Raw genomic sequence first — 18,228 nt, forward strand, 5'->3', positions numbered from 1 at the left:
GACCACTGACCGGCCCGGGACGCGATGGCGACCCGCGCGGATGGAGCTCGGGGTCGACGACCGCCCGGTCGCTGTTGAGGAGCGGGTGGTGACCAAGCCCGCCCGCACCAGCACGGCCGCGACCTTCGCGCGCCTTCGGGGTGAGGGTGTGGCGATCGCCGGCCTCGTACTGAGTGCGCCTGGCGATCGTCCTCGATCGCCTTCACCGCCGGCGTGGTTCGAGACGCCCGGTGCTGTGGGGTGCTTCAGGGCTGTGGGACCTCGACGTGGTCGGGGAGTTGATCGCGCATCTTGGTTCAGCCCTGCCCCGCCGGATTCTGGGTGACCACGAAGTCGTAGGCGGCCATGGGCCCGAGCAGCTTTATCTCGACCCGGCCGTCCCACTCCTCGGCCGGCGCTCCCACCGCCCGCTCCAGTCCGTCCTGCCGGTCCACGTCGACGAGGACCGCCACGTGCACGGCCTCCTCCTCGTGCGTGGGTTCGCGGCGGTTGACGGAGTCGGTGAGGTCGCCCAGGGCCTCGACCGTCTTGCGGGTGTCTTCCTCGCGCGTGCCGGCGATCGCGTTGTTCACCAGTTCCCCGAGCGCCATCCGCGCCTGGCGGCCGGCGGCCTCCGACTTGTCCCGGATTTCGTCACGCAACTGCGCCGCCTGCTCGTTTTCGTCGAGGATCTCCCGCAGGATCACCTGCTCCACGTACCGGCCCTTCACCACGTACTGGGCCTTGCCCTCCAGTTGTTGAAGGGCCGCCGCGAACTCGTCCGCATGCGCCGAAAGCAGTTCCTCCTTCACGGCGTCGGCGTCGGTGAGCACCGCACCGAACCGCAGAGGCAGCACCGCCGCCACCCGGGACGTCCCGTCCAGCACGTTCGCGTGAGCACGGAGGTCTTCGGGTCTGCCCAGTGGACGGTTCACGGATATTTCGCTGACCAGGGCGGCGATGTCACCGTCCGTGACGACGTCCACCTTCCCGTCGGCGACCCCGGTCGCGTCGCCCCCGGGTTCGACGTCGGCCGGGACGATGCCGTAGACGTACACCCCCGTCGTCTGCCTCTTGTCCGACTTCTCTGCGTTCTCGCTGTGCTGGTTCTTCGTCTGCTCCGTAACCATCACCTGTCACCTCGAGTCGACTTGCGCGACGCCCGTTCCCGTTCCGGTTCCTCTTGCCCGCCCAGCAGCCCGCCGAGCTTCTCCTCGATCGCACTCTTCGTCTTCGACTTCGCAATCTTCTCCGTCCCGCCCGACACCAGATCGGACAGCCCCTTCGGCTCGCTGCCGATCGCCAGCCGGTTCGCCGCCTCCGCGAATCGCAGATAGGTGTCGACACTGGCGACCACGACCCGGGCGTCGATGGTCAGCAGTTCGATACCGACCAGCGAGACCCGCACGTATGCGTCGATGACCAGGCCCTTGTCCAAGATGGTGTCAATGACGTCGGCCAGACTGCTCGAACTCGGCCCGCCCGCTGTGGTCATCTCCTCGCTCCTCCCTGCCCCGCTCTCGCCCCTCCCGCAACACCGCGTGCGGGCGGCTCGGTGACGCGTGGCGGTACCGGTCGTTTCTCGGCCCGCTCGGCGCTCTCGCCGCGTCCAGCTCGTCCCGGTGCAGTACCGAAATGGAGGTGTACGTGCGGCCTACCGGACTACCCCGGAACCCCGGACGCTCAATCCAGCAGAGACCGCTAAGGACTGAGTAATTCGACGCGCCCACCCCTGCGCGAAACGGTCCGACCGGTCGGCTCCTCGGACGCCGGTCACCGTCGGCACGATGCCGTACACGTAGACACCGTTGGGACGTGGCCTCGGGTGTGTCGTTGGTGTTCTGTTCCGACGTTTCTGCGCGCCGTCGCCGGTGTCGCGCAGACGACCAGCGGGACGATTTGACATCACTTGTCCTCGCGAGTGGACTTGCGTGAAACCCGTTCGCGCTGAGGTTCTTCCTGTCCGCCGCCGAGGAGGTCGCCGAGTTTTTCGCCGGCGGCTCCGAGTGCGCCCTGGGTTTTCGATTCAGAGTCGCCATCGCCGCCTCCAGCCAGGTCCGTCAGCCCCTTGGGCTCGCTGCCGATCTCGAGCCGGTTCACCGCTTCCGCGAACCGCAGGTAGGTGTCGACGCTGGCGACAACGACGCGGGCGTCGATCGTCAGCAGCTCGATGCCGACCAGCGACACGCGCACGTACGCGTCGATCACGAGGCCCTTGTCCAAGATGGTGTCGATGACGTCGGCGAGGCTGCTCGAGCTGGGCCCGCCGCTGACTCCGCCCCCGCCACCGCCACGACCTGCGGGTTGTATCGACGTCATCGCCGCGCTCCTTGCTTCGAACCGGCGGACTTGGCCGCGGTCTTGCGTGGGCGGCCACGGCGTGCCGGCGCCTTGTCCTCACTCGCGGCCGCCGTCTTGCGCGGGCGACCCCGGCGTGCCGGCGCCTTGTCCTCACTCGCGGCCGCGGTCTTACGCGGGCGGCCACGACGTGCTGGCGGCGGTGATGCCTCCTCGGTCCCCTCTTCGGGCTCCTCAGCCTCCTCCTCGGTCTCCTCTTCGGGCTCCTCAGCCTCCTCCTCGGGCTCCTCAGCCTCGGTCTCGTCTGTTTCCTCCGGCTCCTCGGTGTCCTCCTCGGGTTCCTCGTACTCGTCCGTTTCCTCGGCCTCGTCCTCCCCTGTTTCCTCCGGCTCCTCGCCTTCGTCCGTTTCCTCCGGCTCCTCGTACTCGCCCCCGGTCTCGTCTGTTTCAGCGGGCTCCTCGGTCTCGTCCTCTTCGCCCTCGTCCAGCTGCGCTTCGTCCTGCTCGTCTTCTGGTTCCACTTCCTCGGGCTCGACGACCTTGCCGTCCCGGATTTCTCCGCGCCACCCCTCTATCTCGTCGGGATGGAGAACGGACTGGGTCATGACGTGACGACCGAAGTGCTTCAACTCCAAACGCGCTCGCCGACCCTGCGCCCGCCACAGGTTTCCCGTCCTCTCGAACAACCCCTTCGGGTGATACTCGAGGATCAGAAGAATCCGGGTGAGATCGGGAGTCACCTCGTGGAACGTCACCGCACCGTCGATGAAACCCTTGGCACCCTTCGACCGCCACACGATCCGCTCATCCGGGACCTGCTCGAGGATCGACGCCTCCCAGGTGCGATGCGAAAGGAAGATCTTCGCTTTCCACTCGAGCTTCTCGTCCGCTTCCTGCTCCACCCGCTCGACCTTCTTCATGAACGAGGGGAAGTCGGCGAACTGGGTCCACTGGTTATACGCCAGTTGGACCGGCACACCGACATCGATCGTTTCGACGATGTTGGTCAACTTGAGCTTCTTGCCCTTACCGCCACCACCACCGCCGCCGCCGGTGACCGCGTCCTTCACATCCGACGCCGTGTCCTTCACCTTGTCGGTCAGCCCGGAGAACAGTGACTTGCCGTCGCCCTTCCCGTTCCCGTCACCGTTGCCGTTGCCGTTTCCGGTGACCGCGGACAGCAGGCTGCCACCGCCGCCCTCGGCGTAGTCGGTCAGCCGGCCGGTCGCGCCCGCCACCTTGTCCGAGACGGTGGATAACGCCTTGTCGGTCACGGTGCCGAGCAGGCCCTGCGCCGCCTTCTGCAGCGGTGACACCGAGGCGGCCTCACCGGACGCACCGGAGACATTCTTGCGCAGCTTCTTCGCCGCACTGTCGAGATTCGAGGTCATCGCTGATCACTTCCGGGTGCGTCGAATGGGGATGACATCGGTCGTCGCCTTCGCGCGCGACTTCCGGACACGGGTGGGGGTCTCGTCCTCGTCGTCCTTCTTCGTCGACGACCGGGACCGGGTCGGCCGGGAACCACCACTACTCGAGGAGCGGCGGCGCGGGGCCGGACGCTTCCGGGCGCGAGGCGCCTCCTCCTCGGAACCCTCGTCCTCGTCTGCGTCGGGCTCCTCCTCGACCTCTGCGTACTCCTCGTCGTCGTAGTCGTCCTCAGGCTCCTCACGACGCCTGCGATTGGACCTCTTCCCGTCCGGGATCTCGTCACCGCCCGATTGCAACCGGGAGTTCAGCGAGTCGATGCGACGACTGGCCGCGGTCACCGCGGCCGTCTTCGCCGCGTTCATCAATTCCTTGCGGACCGTCTCGCCGAGCTTGGCAACCTCGGGTGAGTTCGCGAGCAGCCTTCCTCCTTGTCCGAGAACACCCAGTGATCCGGAAGGAAACCGACTGGATGCTCCGGCACCCGCGAGCATCAACGCCAACTTCATCTTGTGCGTGCGGCCCAGCATGTACCCGGCACCCACGGCCAACGCCATCTGACCTTTGCCTGTCATCGCCCAACCCCTTGTTGTCGAGAAGATGTGGTGCACCTCGGCGCCGGCGTCGGCGAAAAGGATGGGGCCGTGGTCGGTGGGTGGTGCCTTCGTTCCGCCGACTACCCCGGGGCCGCTCCGCTCAATCTGCCGAAGCCCTCGAGTTCCGCGAGGGCGGAGGCGAACTCGTCGTCGTGTTCGGCGAGCAGTACGTTCGTCACCGCGTCACATCGGACAGGACCGCACGGTACGACCGCGGGCCGTCGGGGATACCCGCGTATCGCAGTTATCTGCGGGTACCCGCTCAGTACGCTGCCCGCGCCGCGAAGGTGGACCGGGCAGCCAGCCCCGCTCGGTCGCCGAACCCCTTCGGCCGGCGGGGCGCCCCGCCGCGCGCGGACCGAGGTCGAGCGCTCGCCCACCCCGCCGTAGCCCACGTGTGGTCCCACCTCCGTAATCTCGTGGATCACGCAAATACACACGAGAGACAAACGCGCCGAGTAATTCGGAGTTGCCCCCATTTCCCAAATTGATTACCCAGGAACATTATGGGCGGTCGTTAATTTGCACAGAACATTATGGGCGGTTGTTAATTTCATTATGTGAGAAATTCGCTTTTTTTGCGAAACGCTTCCCAGCCCCGAGCGCGATAGGCATGGTAAGCGGGGATCGACGAACCCGTGGATTCATCACCAGGAAAGGCGTGAATTCTGATGGGTTCTGCAGGAATCAACTTCGACGTCGCGTTCGAGGCAGGTGACTGAGCGTCACCTTCGGCGGCGGCATCCGACCGAGCCGACCGACCGAGCAATCCAGGCCAGCGGTGACCCGGCTCACCTGGGGCAGCCGGGCCACCGCCCCGATCAGTACGATCACCGGCCAGGTGACGCCTGTCCCTACCGCCATCCTCCGCCGGCAGGCGAGCTCGGCCTGCGGGGTGCCCGGTCGGCGGGCGATTACGCAGTCGAGTCGAAATTGTCACCTCGAAATCAGGCCGGTCGACCCCAGAATAACCTTGCGCGAAGCGCGGTTCGAGAATGTGGGCCTCGCAGTATGTACACGTGATTTTGCCGACATCGGATATCTGAGGGTCCCGTTTCTGCATTTTCATCTCACCGTGCACGAGAGTGACTGGTCTCGGAAATTCCCGGCCGCAGCATATACAAAGGACACCCTCACGGAGACGACCCGGATGAACACCAGATACGGCCTCGTCACCAGCTCGTTGATCAGCGCGACTTGCCCGAAACCACACCCCGCACCCATGGATCAGCAGGGAGCCCGCGGCGTAGGGCATCGGGCCCCAGGACATCTCCGCCTCGGCATGTCCGCGCCGCCTGGGCGGCCTTCACGCGAAACGAATGCGCCATCCGGTGCGACATACCAATTCACTGAAAGCTGTTGAACGAGAATGAAACCGACCAGTAGTGACTGAATTATCCGAACCATGCCGGGTGCCGGAGGGCGCCGGACAATCCGGGTTCCCCGAAGAGGGGACCCGATCCGAAACGGGATCGTTCCCGGGCGCGGCGATGTCGGCGCAGCTGGCCGCCGCACTGGAATGCGCACCGACCCCCGTAGGACTGTGGGAATTCAGGTCGGGCCGCCTCCGGTACCTCAACCCGGCCGGCGCCGCCCTGCTCGGATTCCCGGACGGCGGCGAGGCGTTCGGGCACACGGTCGCCGACGTCTGCACCGACACCGTGGTGGAACAGGCACCGGAAGTCTCCGCCGCCCTGACCGAACATGGTCGGTGGTGCGGGCAAACGGAGCTGCGGCACCTACGCACCGGAACACCGATCCCGACGGTCCTGTCGGTTTTCGTCACCGAACGCGACACGGACGGGCGGCCACTGCTGATCGGGGCGATCGCCCGGGAGCCGTCCACCTCCGGCGAGCGGGAACACCCGCTGCTCGCCGCTCTCGCGGACGCCGACCGCCGGTGCCGGGAACAACACGTACTCGCCGAACTGAGCCGGCTCGCGGTCACCGCCGACCTCGACACGCTCCTGACCGCGGCGACCGGGATGGTCACCGCGCTGCTGGGGCCGCGGTGCGCGGCGGTCGCCCGGGTGCACGGTACCGGCGGGGCGGCCCTGCCGGTGCTCGGCTACCACGGACCCGGGCCGCGCCCGAGCACCGTCGCCGCCGGCTGCGGCTCGCTGACCGGGTACGCGGCCGCCGAGGCGGTGGTGGTGTGCTGCCCGGACCGCGCCCGCGAGCGACGGTTCGCCAGCGCGGATATGGCCGCGCACGGGCTGGGCAGCGGCATCGGCGTGCCGATCGGGCACGATCCGATCTGGGGAGTGCTGACCGCCCATTTCGCCCGACCGCGTGTCGCCCCGGAGCGTGAGGTGGCGTTTGTGTCCGCGGTGGCCGCGGTACTGTCCACCGCGATCGACCGACTCGGCGTGGAGGAGCGGTTGCGGCATCAGAGCCTGCACGACCCGCTCACCGGGTTGCCGAATCGCACCCTGGCCCTGGAGCGGATCACCGCCGCCCTCGACCAGGCGGCGCACACCGGCATTCGGGTCGCGGTGCTGGTGATCGACCTGGACAACTTCCGCCGCCTCAACGCCCGACTGGGGCACGCCGGCGGCGACGCCGCCCTGGTCCGACTCGCCGACCGCCTGCGGTCCCTGGTCCGGCCCACCGACACCGTGGCGCGCCTGGGCGGCGACGAATTCCTGATCCTGTGCCCGGCCGTCACCGGTCCCGCGGAGGCGACCGCGATCGCCGACCTGATCGCCACCGTGGACCCGCACCCGGGGGCTGCCCCGATCACGGCGAGTGTCGGGATCGCCGTCACCGGTGCCGCCGTCTCCCCGCACGAGCTGATTCATCACGCCGACCGGGCGATGTACCGGGCCAAGGCCACCGGCCCCGGCCGGTACGCACTACACAGCCCCGACCCCGCAGACCCAGGCCGCTGAGCGGTACCCCGGGACCGAGGCTCAACAAACCCGCCACGGTATGCGTCAAACCCCCGACATTCTGCCGCTCCAACACCGGCAACGGCGGGAACGCTCCGAGTAACAACTGCTCACCGCGATGTCGTGCCTGCTGAACGTGCAACATCTAGGCCGGTCCACCGCGACACCCGCCCTGGGGTGCGCCCACCACTCCTCATACCGGCCACCGCGGAGGCCCTCGACTGCCGCCGGGAGCACCGCACCGCACCGCGAATGTTCCGACGATCAGCGGCAGAACACGCATCGTCGACCACGAAAGGAGTCCTGTGCTCACAGCGCGTCACCGACTGCAACGATGAACACAGACTCCTCGAATGCTGCACGCCACAGAATCGTTCGTCAGCCCTCCGGTTTCGGTCTCACCACAAAGTCGTAGGGGGCCATGGGGCCGAGGATGCGCATCGTCACCCGGTTGTCCCAGCGTGCGGCCAGCTCTCCCACCGTCTGCTCGAGTGCGTCTTGCCGGTCGACCTCGAGGAGGATCGCGATCTGGACGGCGTCCTCGTCGTGGGTGGGTTCGCGAACGGTGACGGTGTCGGTCAGCGGTGACAACGCGTCGAGAGTGATACGGGTGTCCGTCTCCCGCTTGGCCTCGAGGGCGTGGCCGATGATCTCGCCCAGAGCCATCCGGGCGTCCCGGGTGAGCTCCTCGGGTTGGCCGCGGATCGACTCGAGCAGGGCGGTAGCCTTCGGGCTTTCGTCGACGATCTCCCGAACGATGCTCTCCTCGACGTAGCGGCCCTTGATCATGTACTGCGCGAAACCCTCGAGTTCGTCGAGAGCCGAGGCGAACTCGTCGTGATGTTCGGCGAGCAACTCGTTGATCACGGCGTCGCGGTCGGACACGACGGCACCGAACCGCAGCGGCAGCACCGGGGCCACGTGCGAGGTGCCGTCGAGGATGCGGGCGTGGGCCTGCAGATCCGCGGAGGTGCCGAGTCGGTGGTCCGGGTCGATCTCGCTGACCAAGGCCGCGATGTCGCCGTGCGTGACACTCTCGATCGGGGCATCGTGAATACCGGTCGCATCCTCTTCCGGTTGCACGTCCGCGGGCACGATTGCATACACGTAGATCACGGACGCCGCAGCGCCCTCGGTGTCGTCGGTGTCCTCCGGGGAGGTCATTTTTGTCTCCGCCGCGGTGCCGGTTCGCGTTCGCCGCCGGATGATCCGCCGAGCAGCTCACCGAGGGTCTCCCCCACGCCCTCGAGGACACCCTTGGTCTTGGATTTGGTGCTGCCGCTGCCCTTGACGTCGGAGACCAGGTCGGACAGACCCTTCGGTTCGCTGCCGATCGCCAGCCGGTTCGCCGCCTCGGCGAACCGCAGATAGGTGTCGACACTGGCGACCACGACACGGGCATCGATCGTCAGCAGCTCGATACCGACCAGCGAGACCCGCACGTAGGCGTCGATGACCAGGCCCTTGTCCAAGATGGTGTCGATGACATCCGCCAGACTGCTCGAGCTCGGACCGCCCGCTGTGGTCATTGCATCGCTCCTCGCTCCCGGCCACCCCCGTCCCGGAACTTTCCGTCTGTGGTCCGCTCGGCGCCCCGGCCGGACTCGCCCCGCGCGGGCATACCCCGAAACGGATGCCCGCGCGCGAACTACCGGACTACCCGCAACGGCCGAAATTCAATCAGTCAAAACCGCTGGAGGCTAGTCGATTCGGCCCCGAAGGTGTGCTGGATACTGGCGGTTCCTTCGTCACGGCCGCCGCGGCGCCGAGCGTGGCATTGCCCTGCCCTCCTTGAATGCGACCGTGCCACCGGTGAAAGCGGGCGCAAGCTGGGCGGTCAAGGTGACTGGGCACGTCGTCGCAGCCATACCCTGGATCGAGACTGTCGTTGTGGTGTTGATGGCCGCAGCTGCGGCGTGCGGAGCCACCAGCATCATTGCCGCGGCGGTCGCTGCAAGGGTCAACATTCCGGCCCGCAGGCGGCGGGCAGGTCTGCGTCGACGATGCGCACCACGGCCTGCAGACTCCCCACCTGACAGGTTGGATGCCACTGATGTGATCATGGCCGCACTCCTTCGATTCGCGCTGTGGGGAACGCGAAGCGGACGACCACGCATCAGATGTTTTCGCGGCCGCCCGGGCCGCTGAAGTTGACGCTACTCGGGGCAGTAGCCACCAACAATGCCAAACCGACCGTTCGGCACTGTGTGGTCGGCGGTACTTCTTTCCTGGCGATCTGGGCATATCGGCAAATCTCGTACCTCCTGACCCCCTCGGGGCGGCACGGACGGCGGCCGTGCGCGACATGCGTGCAGTGCTGATGCTTCCCGCGCACCGACCTCGGGCAGCCGATCATCCACATGTTTCCGCCGCGAGGGTTAGCATCCCAGAGCGTGACAACATTGCGGTCGATACCGCTCACGCTTTTGCGAATGAATTACCGAATGTTACGTATCCCTTTGCAATTGATCGAACAGGTCGCGGAATCACGCCTGGATGAGCACGACCGGTCCAGGCTGACCTACGAGGGATTCCTTGTCCAGTGCGACCGAACTGCCGCCACTCATCTCGGTGACACTGTCGCTGCAGAGCGCGCCGAGGAGTTACGGCGCCATATCCTCGCCACACAGATGACCGTCGCTCTGCAACGGCGGCGGCTCGAGCAGCGACGAGAAGCCGAGGCCGCCGACAGGACGGCGCAATGGGAGGAGCGGCAGCGACACAAGGAGCGGCTCCGTGCGGCGACGGTGGTACCGCTTTTCGACCCCATCGAACCCCCGTCGCCGTAACATCGCCACGATCATCGCGGATGTCCGGTCGATCCCCCGCCACGTCCTCGAACATTACGCCCGGGATGCGATCCGCCCACCGCGCGTGCACCAGGCCCGCCTGCGCGAGCCAAATCAGCACGTCTCGTGCAACACTCGAGTACAAGCACATTCGCGTCGCAGAAGCCGGTGAAGGTCACGTCAGTACAGTCCGCGGCCTTCTGTCAGGGTCGCCGGCTCCTCCGCGGCGCCAGTTTGTGCAGCACCCTCCCGGCCGCCGTCCCTGGGCGCATCCCAGCGCCGAGCGGGTCATCCCGCGAACCCCATTTTGGCCGCGAGAGGGGGACCGATTGCGGCGGGTCGGCGCCCAGGCACCGCCCGATGCCTCGGGCAGCAGTCGCCGACCATCCCGACACGCAGTAGCTGCCGCACGTGGTTTCGGCCAGTGCTCGCGGCACATTCTCGTGTGAGACTCGACAGGTGACCAGGGCCCACGATCCGGGACCACTGGCCGTCGAGACGGACACCGGCGGTGAGAGCACACGCACGGTGATCATCGCGTTCGGCGCCAATGCCGGGGTCGCCATCGCCAAATCGGTGGCAGCACTGATGACCGGCTCCGGATCCATCGTGGTGTGCGGCTGTCAGTCAAGAAGGTCGCGTCACTGGGGCCACAGCGGGGGTGTTCTGAGGCCTAGGTTTCTCTCTATTCCCCAGCAGAGGAGATTCTCATGGCGTCACATCATCATTCCTTCCGTGCCGCGGCGGTCCAGGCCGCACCGGTCTTCCTCAACTTGGAAGCGTCAATCGACAAGGCCATCGCACTGATCGAGGAGGCGGCGAACGCCGGCGCCGAGCTGATCGCCTTCCCGGAGACCTTCCTACCCGGTTATCCATTTCACATCTGGCTCGACTCCCCCGCCTGGGCCCTCCAGTTCACGGGCCGGTATTTCGACAATTCCCTCGAGTACGGATCGGTTGAGGCCGATCGCCTCGCCGCCGCCGCACGCGACAACCACATCATGGTCGTGATGGGGCTGAGCGAGCGGTTCCAGGGCAGCCTCTACATCGCACAGTGGATCATCGGAGCTGACGGACGCACGATCGCCACCCGGCGCAAGCTGAAGCCGACCCACGTGGAACGGACCGTGTACGGGGAGGGCGACGGAACCGACCTCTCGGTCTACGACACCGATCTCGGCCGACTCGGAGCATTGTGCTGTTGGGAGCACCTTCAGCCGCTGTCGAAGTACGCCATGTACGCGCAGAACGAACAGATTCATGTCGGTGCCTGGCCCAGTTTTTCGCTTTACCCAGGCGCAGCGTATGCGTTGGGCCCCGAGGTGAACACGGCCGCCAGCCGCGTGTATGCCGTCGAGGGTGGGAGCTTTGTGATCGCGCCCTGCGCCACGGTTTCGGCGGACATGGTGGAGAGGTTGTGCACCGACGACGCGAAGCGGGCGATGCTGTCGGAAGGTGGTGGATACGCCCGGATCTTCGGACCCGACGGGCAGCTGTTGCACGAGCCCCTCGACCCGTCGACCGAAGGCCTGGTCTACGCCGACATCGACACAAGCGCGATCGCTGTCGCCAAGGCCGCCGCCGATCCCGCCGGACATTACGCGCGACCCGATGTAACCCGGTTGTGGCTGAACAAGGCTCCGGGCGATCGCATCATCTCAGGGACGCCCGACGAAGCTGGCGTGACCCGAATGTTCGAGGGAGACGACACCATATCCGCTGCTGTAAACAGCCTCCCTGAAGAACTCGCGCTCGACGGCACCCTCACCCGGCAGCATGTCTGATTACGAGTCGGCGATCCCGGCGCACCTGGCCCCGGCGCGGACGTGCCCTGTTCGGACACCCCACAATTTCCACCCGCCATATCCGTCGTACACGGCCCGCTACGACACCTCAACGACCCGAGTGGTAATGGCCTACTTCGGAGTTCAGTCGATCAACGAAAAACGACACGTCGCACAGGAAGCGGTGACAGGCCTGCGACGACAACTCGCCGTCGCGGCGGGATCCCCACGGATCGAACGTGCCCGCTACCTCGATGAGAGAGGGTACGAGACGGAGATCGTCATCGGGTATTGGGCCAATGACGAGGCGTTCAACCGGTGGTTCACCGAAATAGGTTCGGAGTGGACCGCACCGAGGCGCCACACCAACGGCGTCGGCTTCTTCGTCGAGGTCCTTCACCCCGAGGTCCGACGTTTCGAGACACTCTTCTCCGCCGTCGACCGACTCGAGGGTGTCGCTCGAATCTCCGAGGCCCTCAGTGGTGAGATCCGCGAGCACGGCTACTGGGGCGGTATGCGTGACCGGCTTCCCATCGCCGCCGAGAGCAACCTCGAACCCTCCGGTACTCCGTCCGTCACCCACGACGGGCCCCGCACACGCGTGCATCCCGTGGACAATCTGTGCCTGATCCGCTCCGGACAGGACTGGACCGACGCAGACGGCGATGAGCGGGCGCTGTATCTGAACGACGTCGAACCGGTCCTCCGCACCGGAATGAACTTCCTGCGAGACGCCGGCCGACCCCTCGGGTGCTTCGCGAACCGGTACATGACCGTGCTCTCGGACGACGGCGACCCGCTGGACAAGACGTTCGGGATGAGGTGGTGGCGCAGCCTCGGTGACCTCGAGCGGTGGGCGGAATCCCATCCCACACATGTCGCGATTTTCGGTGCCGCGCTTCGCTACCTGTCCACTCTGGGCCCGGCGGCCACGCTCCGCCTGTACCACGAAGTCACCGTGGCGGCGGCCGACGAGCAGTTCTTCGAGTACCTTGGGTGCCACGATGAAACCGGGATGTTGGCGTCGACCAGCCATCGGTCCGGCGCAGCGCTCGACTCCGAGGTAGTCGAGACGTCGTAGGTCTGAAGGTGAACAGATGATTCACGATCCCGCCGGGCGGACGACATCGAGAACCGTCCTGAGTACCGACTCCGTGGACCATGCCGACCGGAGAGAGTTCTGGACCCGGGCCGTTAGCCAGACGTATGTCGATCTCCAGTGCGAGGTGCCGGGTTCCTCGGCTGCGGCCGCCTCGATCGATGGCTCGATCGAGGCGGCCCAGTTGGTGACGCTCGGGTTGTCCAAGGTCACGGCCACGGCCCAGTCCGTTTTGCGGACCCCGGCCGGCATCGCGCGGACCAGTGACGACTACTTCCTTGTCAGTGTGCAGAACCGGGGCAACGGATTCGTCGTGCAGGATGACCGGATCGCCCGACTCGAACCCGGCGACTTCGCGATGTACGACACCACCCGGCCGTACGAACTCCACTTCGCCGACAACTTCGAGCAATACGTCCTCCGGTTGCCGGGCTCGACGCTGCGCACCCTCGTGCGCAACACGGCCGACCTCACCGCCCGCCGAGTCCCCAGCGCTCAGGGCGCCGGGAAACTACTCCTCACTATGGTGCGCACCCTCCTCGACGACACCGAGATAGCCACCCAGTCGGCGGAGGCGCTAGCGCAAAGTGTGGAATACCTCGTAGTCGCAGGCTTGTCCGGATTCACCGGTCTCGACGCACCGCCGCCGCAGCTGGCGGCGCGGCGGCTCGCCGCGATCAAACAGGAGATCCGCGCCCGCCTCCGCGACCCCGACCTTTCCGTCGCTTCGGTCGCTGCGACGCTCCACCTGTCGCCCAGCACACTCCACCGTGCCTTCGCCGACGAACCGTGCTCGGCCAGCGAGTGGATCTGGACGCAACGGCTCGACGGGACGAGGCGGGAACTCGTCGATCCGACTCTGTCGAACATCTCGATTTCCGACATCGCCTTCGGTTGGGGCTTCTCCGACGCCGCGCACTTCAGCCGGGCCTTTCGTGCTCGATTCGGATGCAGTCCCAGCGACTACCGCAGATCCGCGCTCGGGTAGCCGTCCCGCCCGGTGCACCTCATGTGCCCTTCACCGATCGACAACATCGCCCGAAAGGCTGGTGATGCGATTGCGCTCCGCGCGCCCGACACGAAGTCGGGCCCAGTCCGCGCGGACGTGTTCGCGATCGGAACACTTCACCACACCAAAACGCGGCAGTGTGAATCACGTCACGAACACCGGCGGTGGTTTCGGTCAGGGCAACCTCCGAGTGCACGTGCACAACCGGCACTCTCGGAAATCAAATATTCACGCGGAGAACCCGCCCAGACGGGCGAGTTCCAGAGGAAGGGACAAACTAGTAGCGTGTCGCTGCTTAGTTCTGCCTTGTTTCGTTTAAGTTGGAGGCGGCAGACTTCCCCTTCCCCTCTGCCGGTCAGGACTGTTGTCAATGCCTTCGCAGAAGAAGCGTCCGGTGACGTTGAGCTCGGCTGATCGTGAGTTCTTGGAACGGTTGACCACCACCGGGGTGCATCCGGCCTCGATGATCCGACGGGCCCGGGTGTTGCTGGCGCTGGACACCTCGGTCGGGGCGGTCGATGAGAAGAAGGTGATCGCGGCACGGTTGGGGGTCTCGGGTGAGACGGTGCGGCTGGTGGCCAAGCGGTTCGCTGAAACCGGTCAGGACGTGGAGGCCACGATCGGGCGCAAGCAGCGTGACCTGCCACCGGTGCCCTCGCAGATCACCGGCGAGATCGAGGCCAGGTTGATTGCGTTGGCCTGCTCGAAGCCGCCCGAGGGTCATGCCCGGTGGTCGCTGCGACTGCTGGAGAAGCACGTCGCCCTGGTCGAGGACATCCCAGACCTGGACCACTCGACCATCGGCCGGATTTTAAAAAAACGAAACTTCGTCCTCACCTGAAGAAGTGCTGGACCATCCCACCAAAGGCGAACGCGGAGTTCGCAGCCCGGATGGAAGATGTCCTGTCGGTCTACGCCCGCCCCCACAACCCCTCTCGCCCGGTGGTGTGCATGGACGAGAAGCCCTACCAGCTCCTCGCTCACGTGCGTGACCCGATCCCTGCAGGCCCGGGACGCGATCTGAAGGAGGACTCCGAGTACGTGCGGCACGGGACCTGCTCGATCTTCTGCTGGGTCGAGCCCCTGGCCGGCTGGCGGCGTGTCGATGCCCAGCCCCGGCGCACCAAGATCGACTGGGCCCGGCAGGTCAAAGAGCTTCTGTGCGTGGACTACCCGGACGCGGAGACGGTGGTGCTGGTGATGGACAACCTCAATACCCACGGCATCGGATCGCTCTACGAGGCCTTCGAGCCGGCCGAGGCGTTCGCGCTCGCGCAGCGACTCGAGATCCACCACACCCCCAAGCACGGCTCGTGGCTCAACATCGCCGAGATCGAACTCTCGGTGCTGACCCGCCAGTGCCTGGACCGGCGCATCGAGGACCTCGAGACCCTGGGCGCCGAACTCGCCGCCTGGCAACGACAGACCAACGCCGATCAACGCCAGGTCCAGTGGCACTTCACCACCGACGACGCCCGCATCAAACTCCGCCACCTATATCCCAACACTTAGCAGCGACACGCTACTAGTGTCGTCGCTGAAGACCGGGCCGGAAGTGGCACATGGACGAGACATCGCTGACGTCGACGCTGTATTGACCGCAGAGCAACTCGGTCACATCCGGCATTTCGACAACCTGTCCCGGCAGCTACCCAACGACTGGTCGTTGATGCAGGGCAAGGGAATCGGCCAGTTCGACTTCGGGGGGATACGGTTCCAAGTTGCCTACATGGCCTACGCGCTTGCGCTGGCCCATGTCCATCGGTTGCCGAACGCACCGGGTGTATTCAAACCCGTATTCGAACGTCTTATCGAGAAGATCTTGATGCCCGAGGCGTGGCTGTACTGGCGCGACGTCAGTCGCGGCGGTGCGGTGTTCAACGCGCACCTGGCCGAGAACTACCACGAGGAGTGGAACCCGGTCGCCCGCGACAACATCATGTACAGCGCCTACGTGCAGTCCATGACCCTGATGTATCACCACCTCTTCGGTGACGACCGATATTCACAGCCCGGCGCCCTGAGCTTCGACTACTGGTCCTTCTTCTGGGGCGGCGAACCGAAACGATTCGAGTATGACGAGAACTCCCTCAACGAGCACCTGTACTGGCAGATGGTCGAGAGCGGCTATCTCGGCGTCGCCTGCGAACCCAACTGCACCTTCCAGATCTGCAATCAACCGGCGATCCTCGGCTTCCGCATGCACGATCTGGTGACCGGAGAGAACGTCGCGGCCGGGGTCACCCGCAGCTACGAACAAGCCTGGAAGCAACTGGGCAGACTCGACTCGACCGGCCACTACAACATGATGCTCACGCAGGATTCCGGCACCGTCGTCCCCAACGAGGCGACAGCACCGTGGATCGACGCCTGGTGCGGAACGTTGATGAACACGTGGAACAGCGAGTTCGTCCACGCCCACTACCCCCAGCAGATCACGGACCTCCTCGTCGACGGCCCGGACGGCACGAAGTCCGTGCGCACCCCACCCGCCCAGCAAGTGATGGGTCAAACCGTCATCAACGACACCTGCGATTTCGGATGGGTCGCGGCGTGGGCATCGGAGATGGGCGACACCACCGCACTCCACGGACTCCTCACTCACGCCGACCGCTTCATGAACCCCACCTGGCGGGACGGGGGCCTGTTCTACCCGCGCAATGACACCGAGGTCGACGAACACGGCAACCGCACCCTGATCGAACCGCTGACCGGCAACGCCTTACTCGGATACGCCCGACTGAACGTCCCGGACGGTATGCGGAAGTTGTACAACGAACATTGGGGCCCAGCACATTTCACCGAACCTGTGTTGTCCGATGTGGCTGGTGACATCGCGGTGAGCCAGGCGCGCTTCGATCCCGCCTCGGACGTGCTGACTTTCCGCGTGCAGCGACATGGTGAGCGCGAGGGTGACGGGTCGATTGTGCTCGGCAACGTCGCCGACAGGAAGCACTGGTCGTTGACGGAGAACGGTGTCGTCGTCGCGACGGGCGGGGCCGGCGGACCGATCGCACCGGGACCGCACACCGGCGGTGCACAGGAAATTGAGATCGATCACGTCGAGGGTGGTATCGGAATCCGGGTTCCCGCCGGCGCACCGCGCACATTCCACCTCGCTGTGTCCCCTCTGAAGGGACACAGCGATGAATGAGACCACGAGCAACGTCACCGGCCGACACATCGGCGGAACGTTCGACCTCGTCGACCATCACGGGCACGAGGTGAACGAGCGCACCTACCGCGGCACGTACGCGGTGATCTTCTTCGGCTTCACCCACTGCAAGATGGTGTGCCCCCGTGCGCTGCACCGCCTGTCGACGGTACTCGACCGCCTGGGGCCGCTCGCCGAACGCGTTCAGCCGCTGTACATCACCGTCGACCCGGAACGGGACACCCCGGAGGTGATGAAGGATTTCCTCTCCCCCGGTTATCCGCGGTTCACGGGGCTGACCGGTACACCGGCACAGATCGACCGGGCCAAGAAATCCTTCCGCGTGTTCGCCACCACCGTCGCCGACCCGGATGATCCCCACAACTACCAGATGCCACACTCGGCGTTCACCTATGTCCTCGGTCCCGACGGTGCCTATCTCACCCATTTCACCGACGCCGTCGACGAAGACGAGCTGGTCACCCGGCTGTCGTCGATTCTCCGGTGACCCTGCAACCACGTCCGCCGGGCAAGCCCGCCCGGCGTCCGTTCGCGAGTAATCGGGAACAGTGCTCCTCGACGGCCGTCAACCTCAGTGAAGTTCGAAGGTTCTGATGCATGATCTCCCTCTGATCCACGCACTGGGGATTATCGGCATCGTCGGTGCTGCGCTTCCCCTGTTCCGCGAACGCGGCCGCAGACGCAGGGCATGGGTTGCGCACCTGGCGATGGTGGTGGTGATGGCGGCGATGTTCATCCCCGGTGGCATGACGGGGTGGGTGAGCGTGGGGACGGGATGCCTTCTGATCGCTCTGGCGATGTGGGTTACCGCCGACGCGGCGGACCGTGCGGCCGCATTGCCTTGCGCAGCGGACCTCGCTGCAATGGCTCTGATCCTATTGTTCGTTTCACCCGCCCTGACCTATTCCGACGGGGCACCCCGATCGGACGGGTATCAGGTGCCCCTCCACGCACACCAGATGCTCGGTGGGCCGCCGATGATCTTCACTACCTGGCTCGGCCTGCTCGTTCTGGCCGGCTGGGCCACCATCGCGCTGTACCCCCTCCTCTCGCAGCGGGGCCCGATCGGCAGGCAGACAAAGATCACCGTGGCCTCGGGCATACTGATGATTACCGGAATGGTGCCGATGGCAGCTGACGGGAGATGAGGAACGCAAGCGCCTGACATGCGGAATCATTC

The 18,228-nt window shown here is 65.8% G+C and carries 17 protein-coding genes; 10 read left to right on the plus strand and 7 right to left on the minus strand.

Translation table 11 applies throughout. The annotated features are described in order from the left end of the window. Positions 1-296: 296 nt before the first annotated feature. The 5 genes from JWS14_RS00590 to JWS14_RS00610 all read right to left on the minus strand — a co-directional run bounded on the left by JWS14_RS00590 (position 297) and on the right by JWS14_RS00610 (position 4,280). Complete coding sequence (locus JWS14_RS00590; RefSeq protein WP_206012257.1) at positions 297-1,109, minus strand: GvpL/GvpF family gas vesicle protein; 813 nt, start codon at positions 1,107-1,109, stop codon at positions 297-299. Beyond that, the gene (gene gvpJ / locus JWS14_RS00595) at positions 1,109-1,474 is read right to left on the minus strand and encodes a gas vesicle protein GvpJ (RefSeq protein ID WP_072947444.1); all 366 of its coding nucleotides are present in this window, start codon (positions 1,472-1,474) and stop codon (positions 1,109-1,111) included. The genes JWS14_RS00590 and gvpJ (JWS14_RS00595) overlap by 1 nt, the downstream gene beginning before the upstream one ends. Before the next feature lie 410 nt (positions 1,475-1,884). Continuing rightward, positions 1,885-2,298, minus strand: a complete 414-nt coding sequence (gene gvpJ / locus JWS14_RS00600) for a gas vesicle protein GvpJ (protein WP_072947445.1) — start codon at positions 2,296-2,298, stop codon at positions 1,885-1,887. Beyond that, positions 2,295-3,668: an SRPBCC family protein gene (locus JWS14_RS00605; protein ID WP_206012258.1), complete on the minus strand. Its 1,374-nt coding sequence runs from the start codon at positions 3,666-3,668 to the stop codon at positions 2,295-2,297. The genes gvpJ (JWS14_RS00600) and JWS14_RS00605 overlap by 4 nt, the downstream gene beginning before the upstream one ends. Positions 3,669-3,674: 6 nt before the next feature. Next, entirely contained in the window at positions 3,675-4,280 is a 606-nt protein-coding gene (locus tag JWS14_RS00610; RefSeq protein WP_206012259.1) for a hypothetical protein, read from the minus strand. A 1,406-nt stretch (positions 4,281-5,686) separates the two neighbouring features. Here JWS14_RS00610 and JWS14_RS00620 point away from each other — a divergent pair. After that, on the plus strand, positions 5,687-7,192 hold the full coding sequence (locus tag JWS14_RS00620) for a diguanylate cyclase domain-containing protein (protein WP_206012260.1): 1,506 nt from the start codon (positions 5,687-5,689) through the stop codon (positions 7,190-7,192). 378 nt (positions 7,193-7,570) lie between these two features. On the opposite strand, the gene JWS14_RS00625 is transcribed toward JWS14_RS00620, so the two are convergent. Then, positions 7,571-8,356: a GvpL/GvpF family gas vesicle protein gene (locus JWS14_RS00625; protein WP_206012261.1), complete on the minus strand. Its 786-nt coding sequence runs from the start codon at positions 8,354-8,356 to the stop codon at positions 7,571-7,573. After that, the gene (gene gvpJ / locus JWS14_RS00630; RefSeq protein WP_072947449.1) at positions 8,353-8,721 is read right to left on the minus strand and encodes a gas vesicle protein GvpJ; all 369 of its coding nucleotides are present in this window, start codon (positions 8,719-8,721) and stop codon (positions 8,353-8,355) included. Before gvpJ (JWS14_RS00630) ends, JWS14_RS00625 begins: the two co-directional genes overlap by 4 nt. Positions 8,722-9,585: 864 nt before the next feature. On the opposite strand from gvpJ (JWS14_RS00630), the gene JWS14_RS00635 reads away from it, so the two are divergent. The 9 genes from JWS14_RS00635 (at position 9,586) to JWS14_RS00675 (ending at position 18,196) form a co-directional block, all read left to right on the plus strand. Further along, entirely contained in the window at positions 9,586-9,981 is a 396-nt protein-coding gene (locus JWS14_RS00635; RefSeq protein WP_174705557.1) for a hypothetical protein, read from the plus strand. Positions 9,982-10,691: 710 nt separating this feature from the next. Next, on the plus strand, positions 10,692-11,765 hold the full coding sequence (locus tag JWS14_RS00640) for a carbon-nitrogen hydrolase family protein (protein WP_206012262.1): 1,074 nt from the start codon (positions 10,692-10,694) through the stop codon (positions 11,763-11,765). Next, the gene (locus JWS14_RS00645) at positions 11,758-12,846 is read left to right on the plus strand and encodes a phenylacetaldoxime dehydratase family protein (RefSeq protein ID WP_206012263.1); all 1,089 of its coding nucleotides are present in this window, start codon (positions 11,758-11,760) and stop codon (positions 12,844-12,846) included. The genes JWS14_RS00640 and JWS14_RS00645 overlap by 8 nt, the downstream gene beginning before the upstream one ends. 16 nt (positions 12,847-12,862) lie before the next feature. Beyond that, on the plus strand, positions 12,863-13,852 hold the full coding sequence (locus JWS14_RS00650; protein ID WP_206012264.1) for an AraC-like ligand-binding domain-containing protein: 990 nt from the start codon (positions 12,863-12,865) through the stop codon (positions 13,850-13,852). 391 nt (positions 13,853-14,243) lie between these two features. Next, on the plus strand, positions 14,244-14,714 hold the full coding sequence (locus JWS14_RS00655; RefSeq protein ID WP_241031199.1) for a helix-turn-helix domain-containing protein: 471 nt from the start codon (positions 14,244-14,246) through the stop codon (positions 14,712-14,714). Further along, positions 14,603-15,385, plus strand: coding sequence for an IS630 family transposase (locus JWS14_RS00660; RefSeq protein WP_206012265.1), 783 nt, complete (start codon positions 14,603-14,605; stop codon positions 15,383-15,385). The genes JWS14_RS00655 and JWS14_RS00660 overlap by 112 nt, the downstream gene beginning before the upstream one ends. A 43-nt stretch (positions 15,386-15,428) precedes the next feature. Then, positions 15,429-17,027 carry a linalool dehydratase/isomerase domain-containing protein gene (locus JWS14_RS00665; protein ID WP_206012266.1) on the plus strand — a complete coding sequence of 533 codons (1,599 nt, stop codon included), beginning with the start codon at positions 15,429-15,431 and terminating at the stop codon, positions 17,025-17,027. After that, positions 17,020-17,535 carry an SCO family protein gene (locus JWS14_RS00670; protein ID WP_072947461.1) on the plus strand — a complete coding sequence of 172 codons (516 nt, stop codon included), beginning with the start codon at positions 17,020-17,022 and terminating at the stop codon, positions 17,533-17,535. Before JWS14_RS00665 ends, JWS14_RS00670 begins: the two co-directional genes overlap by 8 nt. A 106-nt stretch (positions 17,536-17,641) precedes the next feature. Further along, positions 17,642-18,196: a DUF5134 domain-containing protein gene (locus JWS14_RS00675; protein ID WP_206012267.1), complete on the plus strand. Its 555-nt coding sequence runs from the start codon at positions 17,642-17,644 to the stop codon at positions 18,194-18,196. Positions 18,197-18,228 lie beyond the last annotated feature (32 nt).

This window comes from Rhodococcus koreensis (assembly GCF_017068375.1).
In the GTDB taxonomy this organism is placed as follows: domain Bacteria; phylum Actinomycetota; class Actinomycetes; order Mycobacteriales; family Mycobacteriaceae; genus Rhodococcus_F; species Rhodococcus_F koreensis.

What these genes read in the sequence shown, in the direction of transcription:
- gvpJ (WP_072947444.1), bottom strand. Translation starts at nt 1,474, where the DNA reads ATGACCACAGCGGGCGGGCCGAGTTCGAGCAGTCTGGCCGACGTCATT.
- JWS14_RS00645 (WP_206012263.1), top strand. Translation starts at nt 11,758, where the DNA reads ATGTCTGATTACGAGTCGGCGATCCCGGCGCACCTGGCCCCGGCGCGG.
- JWS14_RS00610 (WP_206012259.1), bottom strand. Translation starts at nt 4,280, where the DNA reads ATGACAGGCAAAGGTCAGATGGCGTTGGCCGTGGGTGCCGGGTACATG.
- JWS14_RS00640 (WP_206012262.1), top strand. Translation starts at nt 10,692, where the DNA reads ATGGCGTCACATCATCATTCCTTCCGTGCCGCGGCGGTCCAGGCCGCA.
- JWS14_RS00675 (WP_206012267.1), top strand. Translation starts at nt 17,642, where the DNA reads ATGCATGATCTCCCTCTGATCCACGCACTGGGGATTATCGGCATCGTC.
- gvpJ (WP_072947449.1), bottom strand. Translation starts at nt 8,721, where the DNA reads ATGACCACAGCGGGCGGTCCGAGCTCGAGCAGTCTGGCGGATGTCATC.
- gvpJ (WP_072947445.1), bottom strand. Translation starts at nt 2,298, where the DNA reads ATGACGTCGATACAACCCGCAGGTCGTGGCGGTGGCGGGGGCGGAGTC.
- JWS14_RS00650 (WP_206012264.1), top strand. Translation starts at nt 12,863, where the DNA reads ATGATTCACGATCCCGCCGGGCGGACGACATCGAGAACCGTCCTGAGT.
- JWS14_RS00655 (WP_241031199.1), top strand. Translation starts at nt 14,244, where the DNA reads ATGCCTTCGCAGAAGAAGCGTCCGGTGACGTTGAGCTCGGCTGATCGT.
- JWS14_RS00605 (WP_206012258.1), bottom strand. Translation starts at nt 3,668, where the DNA reads ATGACCTCGAATCTCGACAGTGCGGCGAAGAAGCTGCGCAAGAATGTC.
- JWS14_RS00590 (WP_206012257.1), bottom strand. Translation starts at nt 1,109, where the DNA reads ATGGTTACGGAGCAGACGAAGAACCAGCACAGCGAGAACGCAGAGAAG.
- JWS14_RS00625 (WP_206012261.1), bottom strand. Translation starts at nt 8,356, where the DNA reads ATGACCTCCCCGGAGGACACCGACGACACCGAGGGCGCTGCGGCGTCC.
- JWS14_RS00670 (WP_072947461.1), top strand. Translation starts at nt 17,020, where the DNA reads ATGAATGAGACCACGAGCAACGTCACCGGCCGACACATCGGCGGAACG.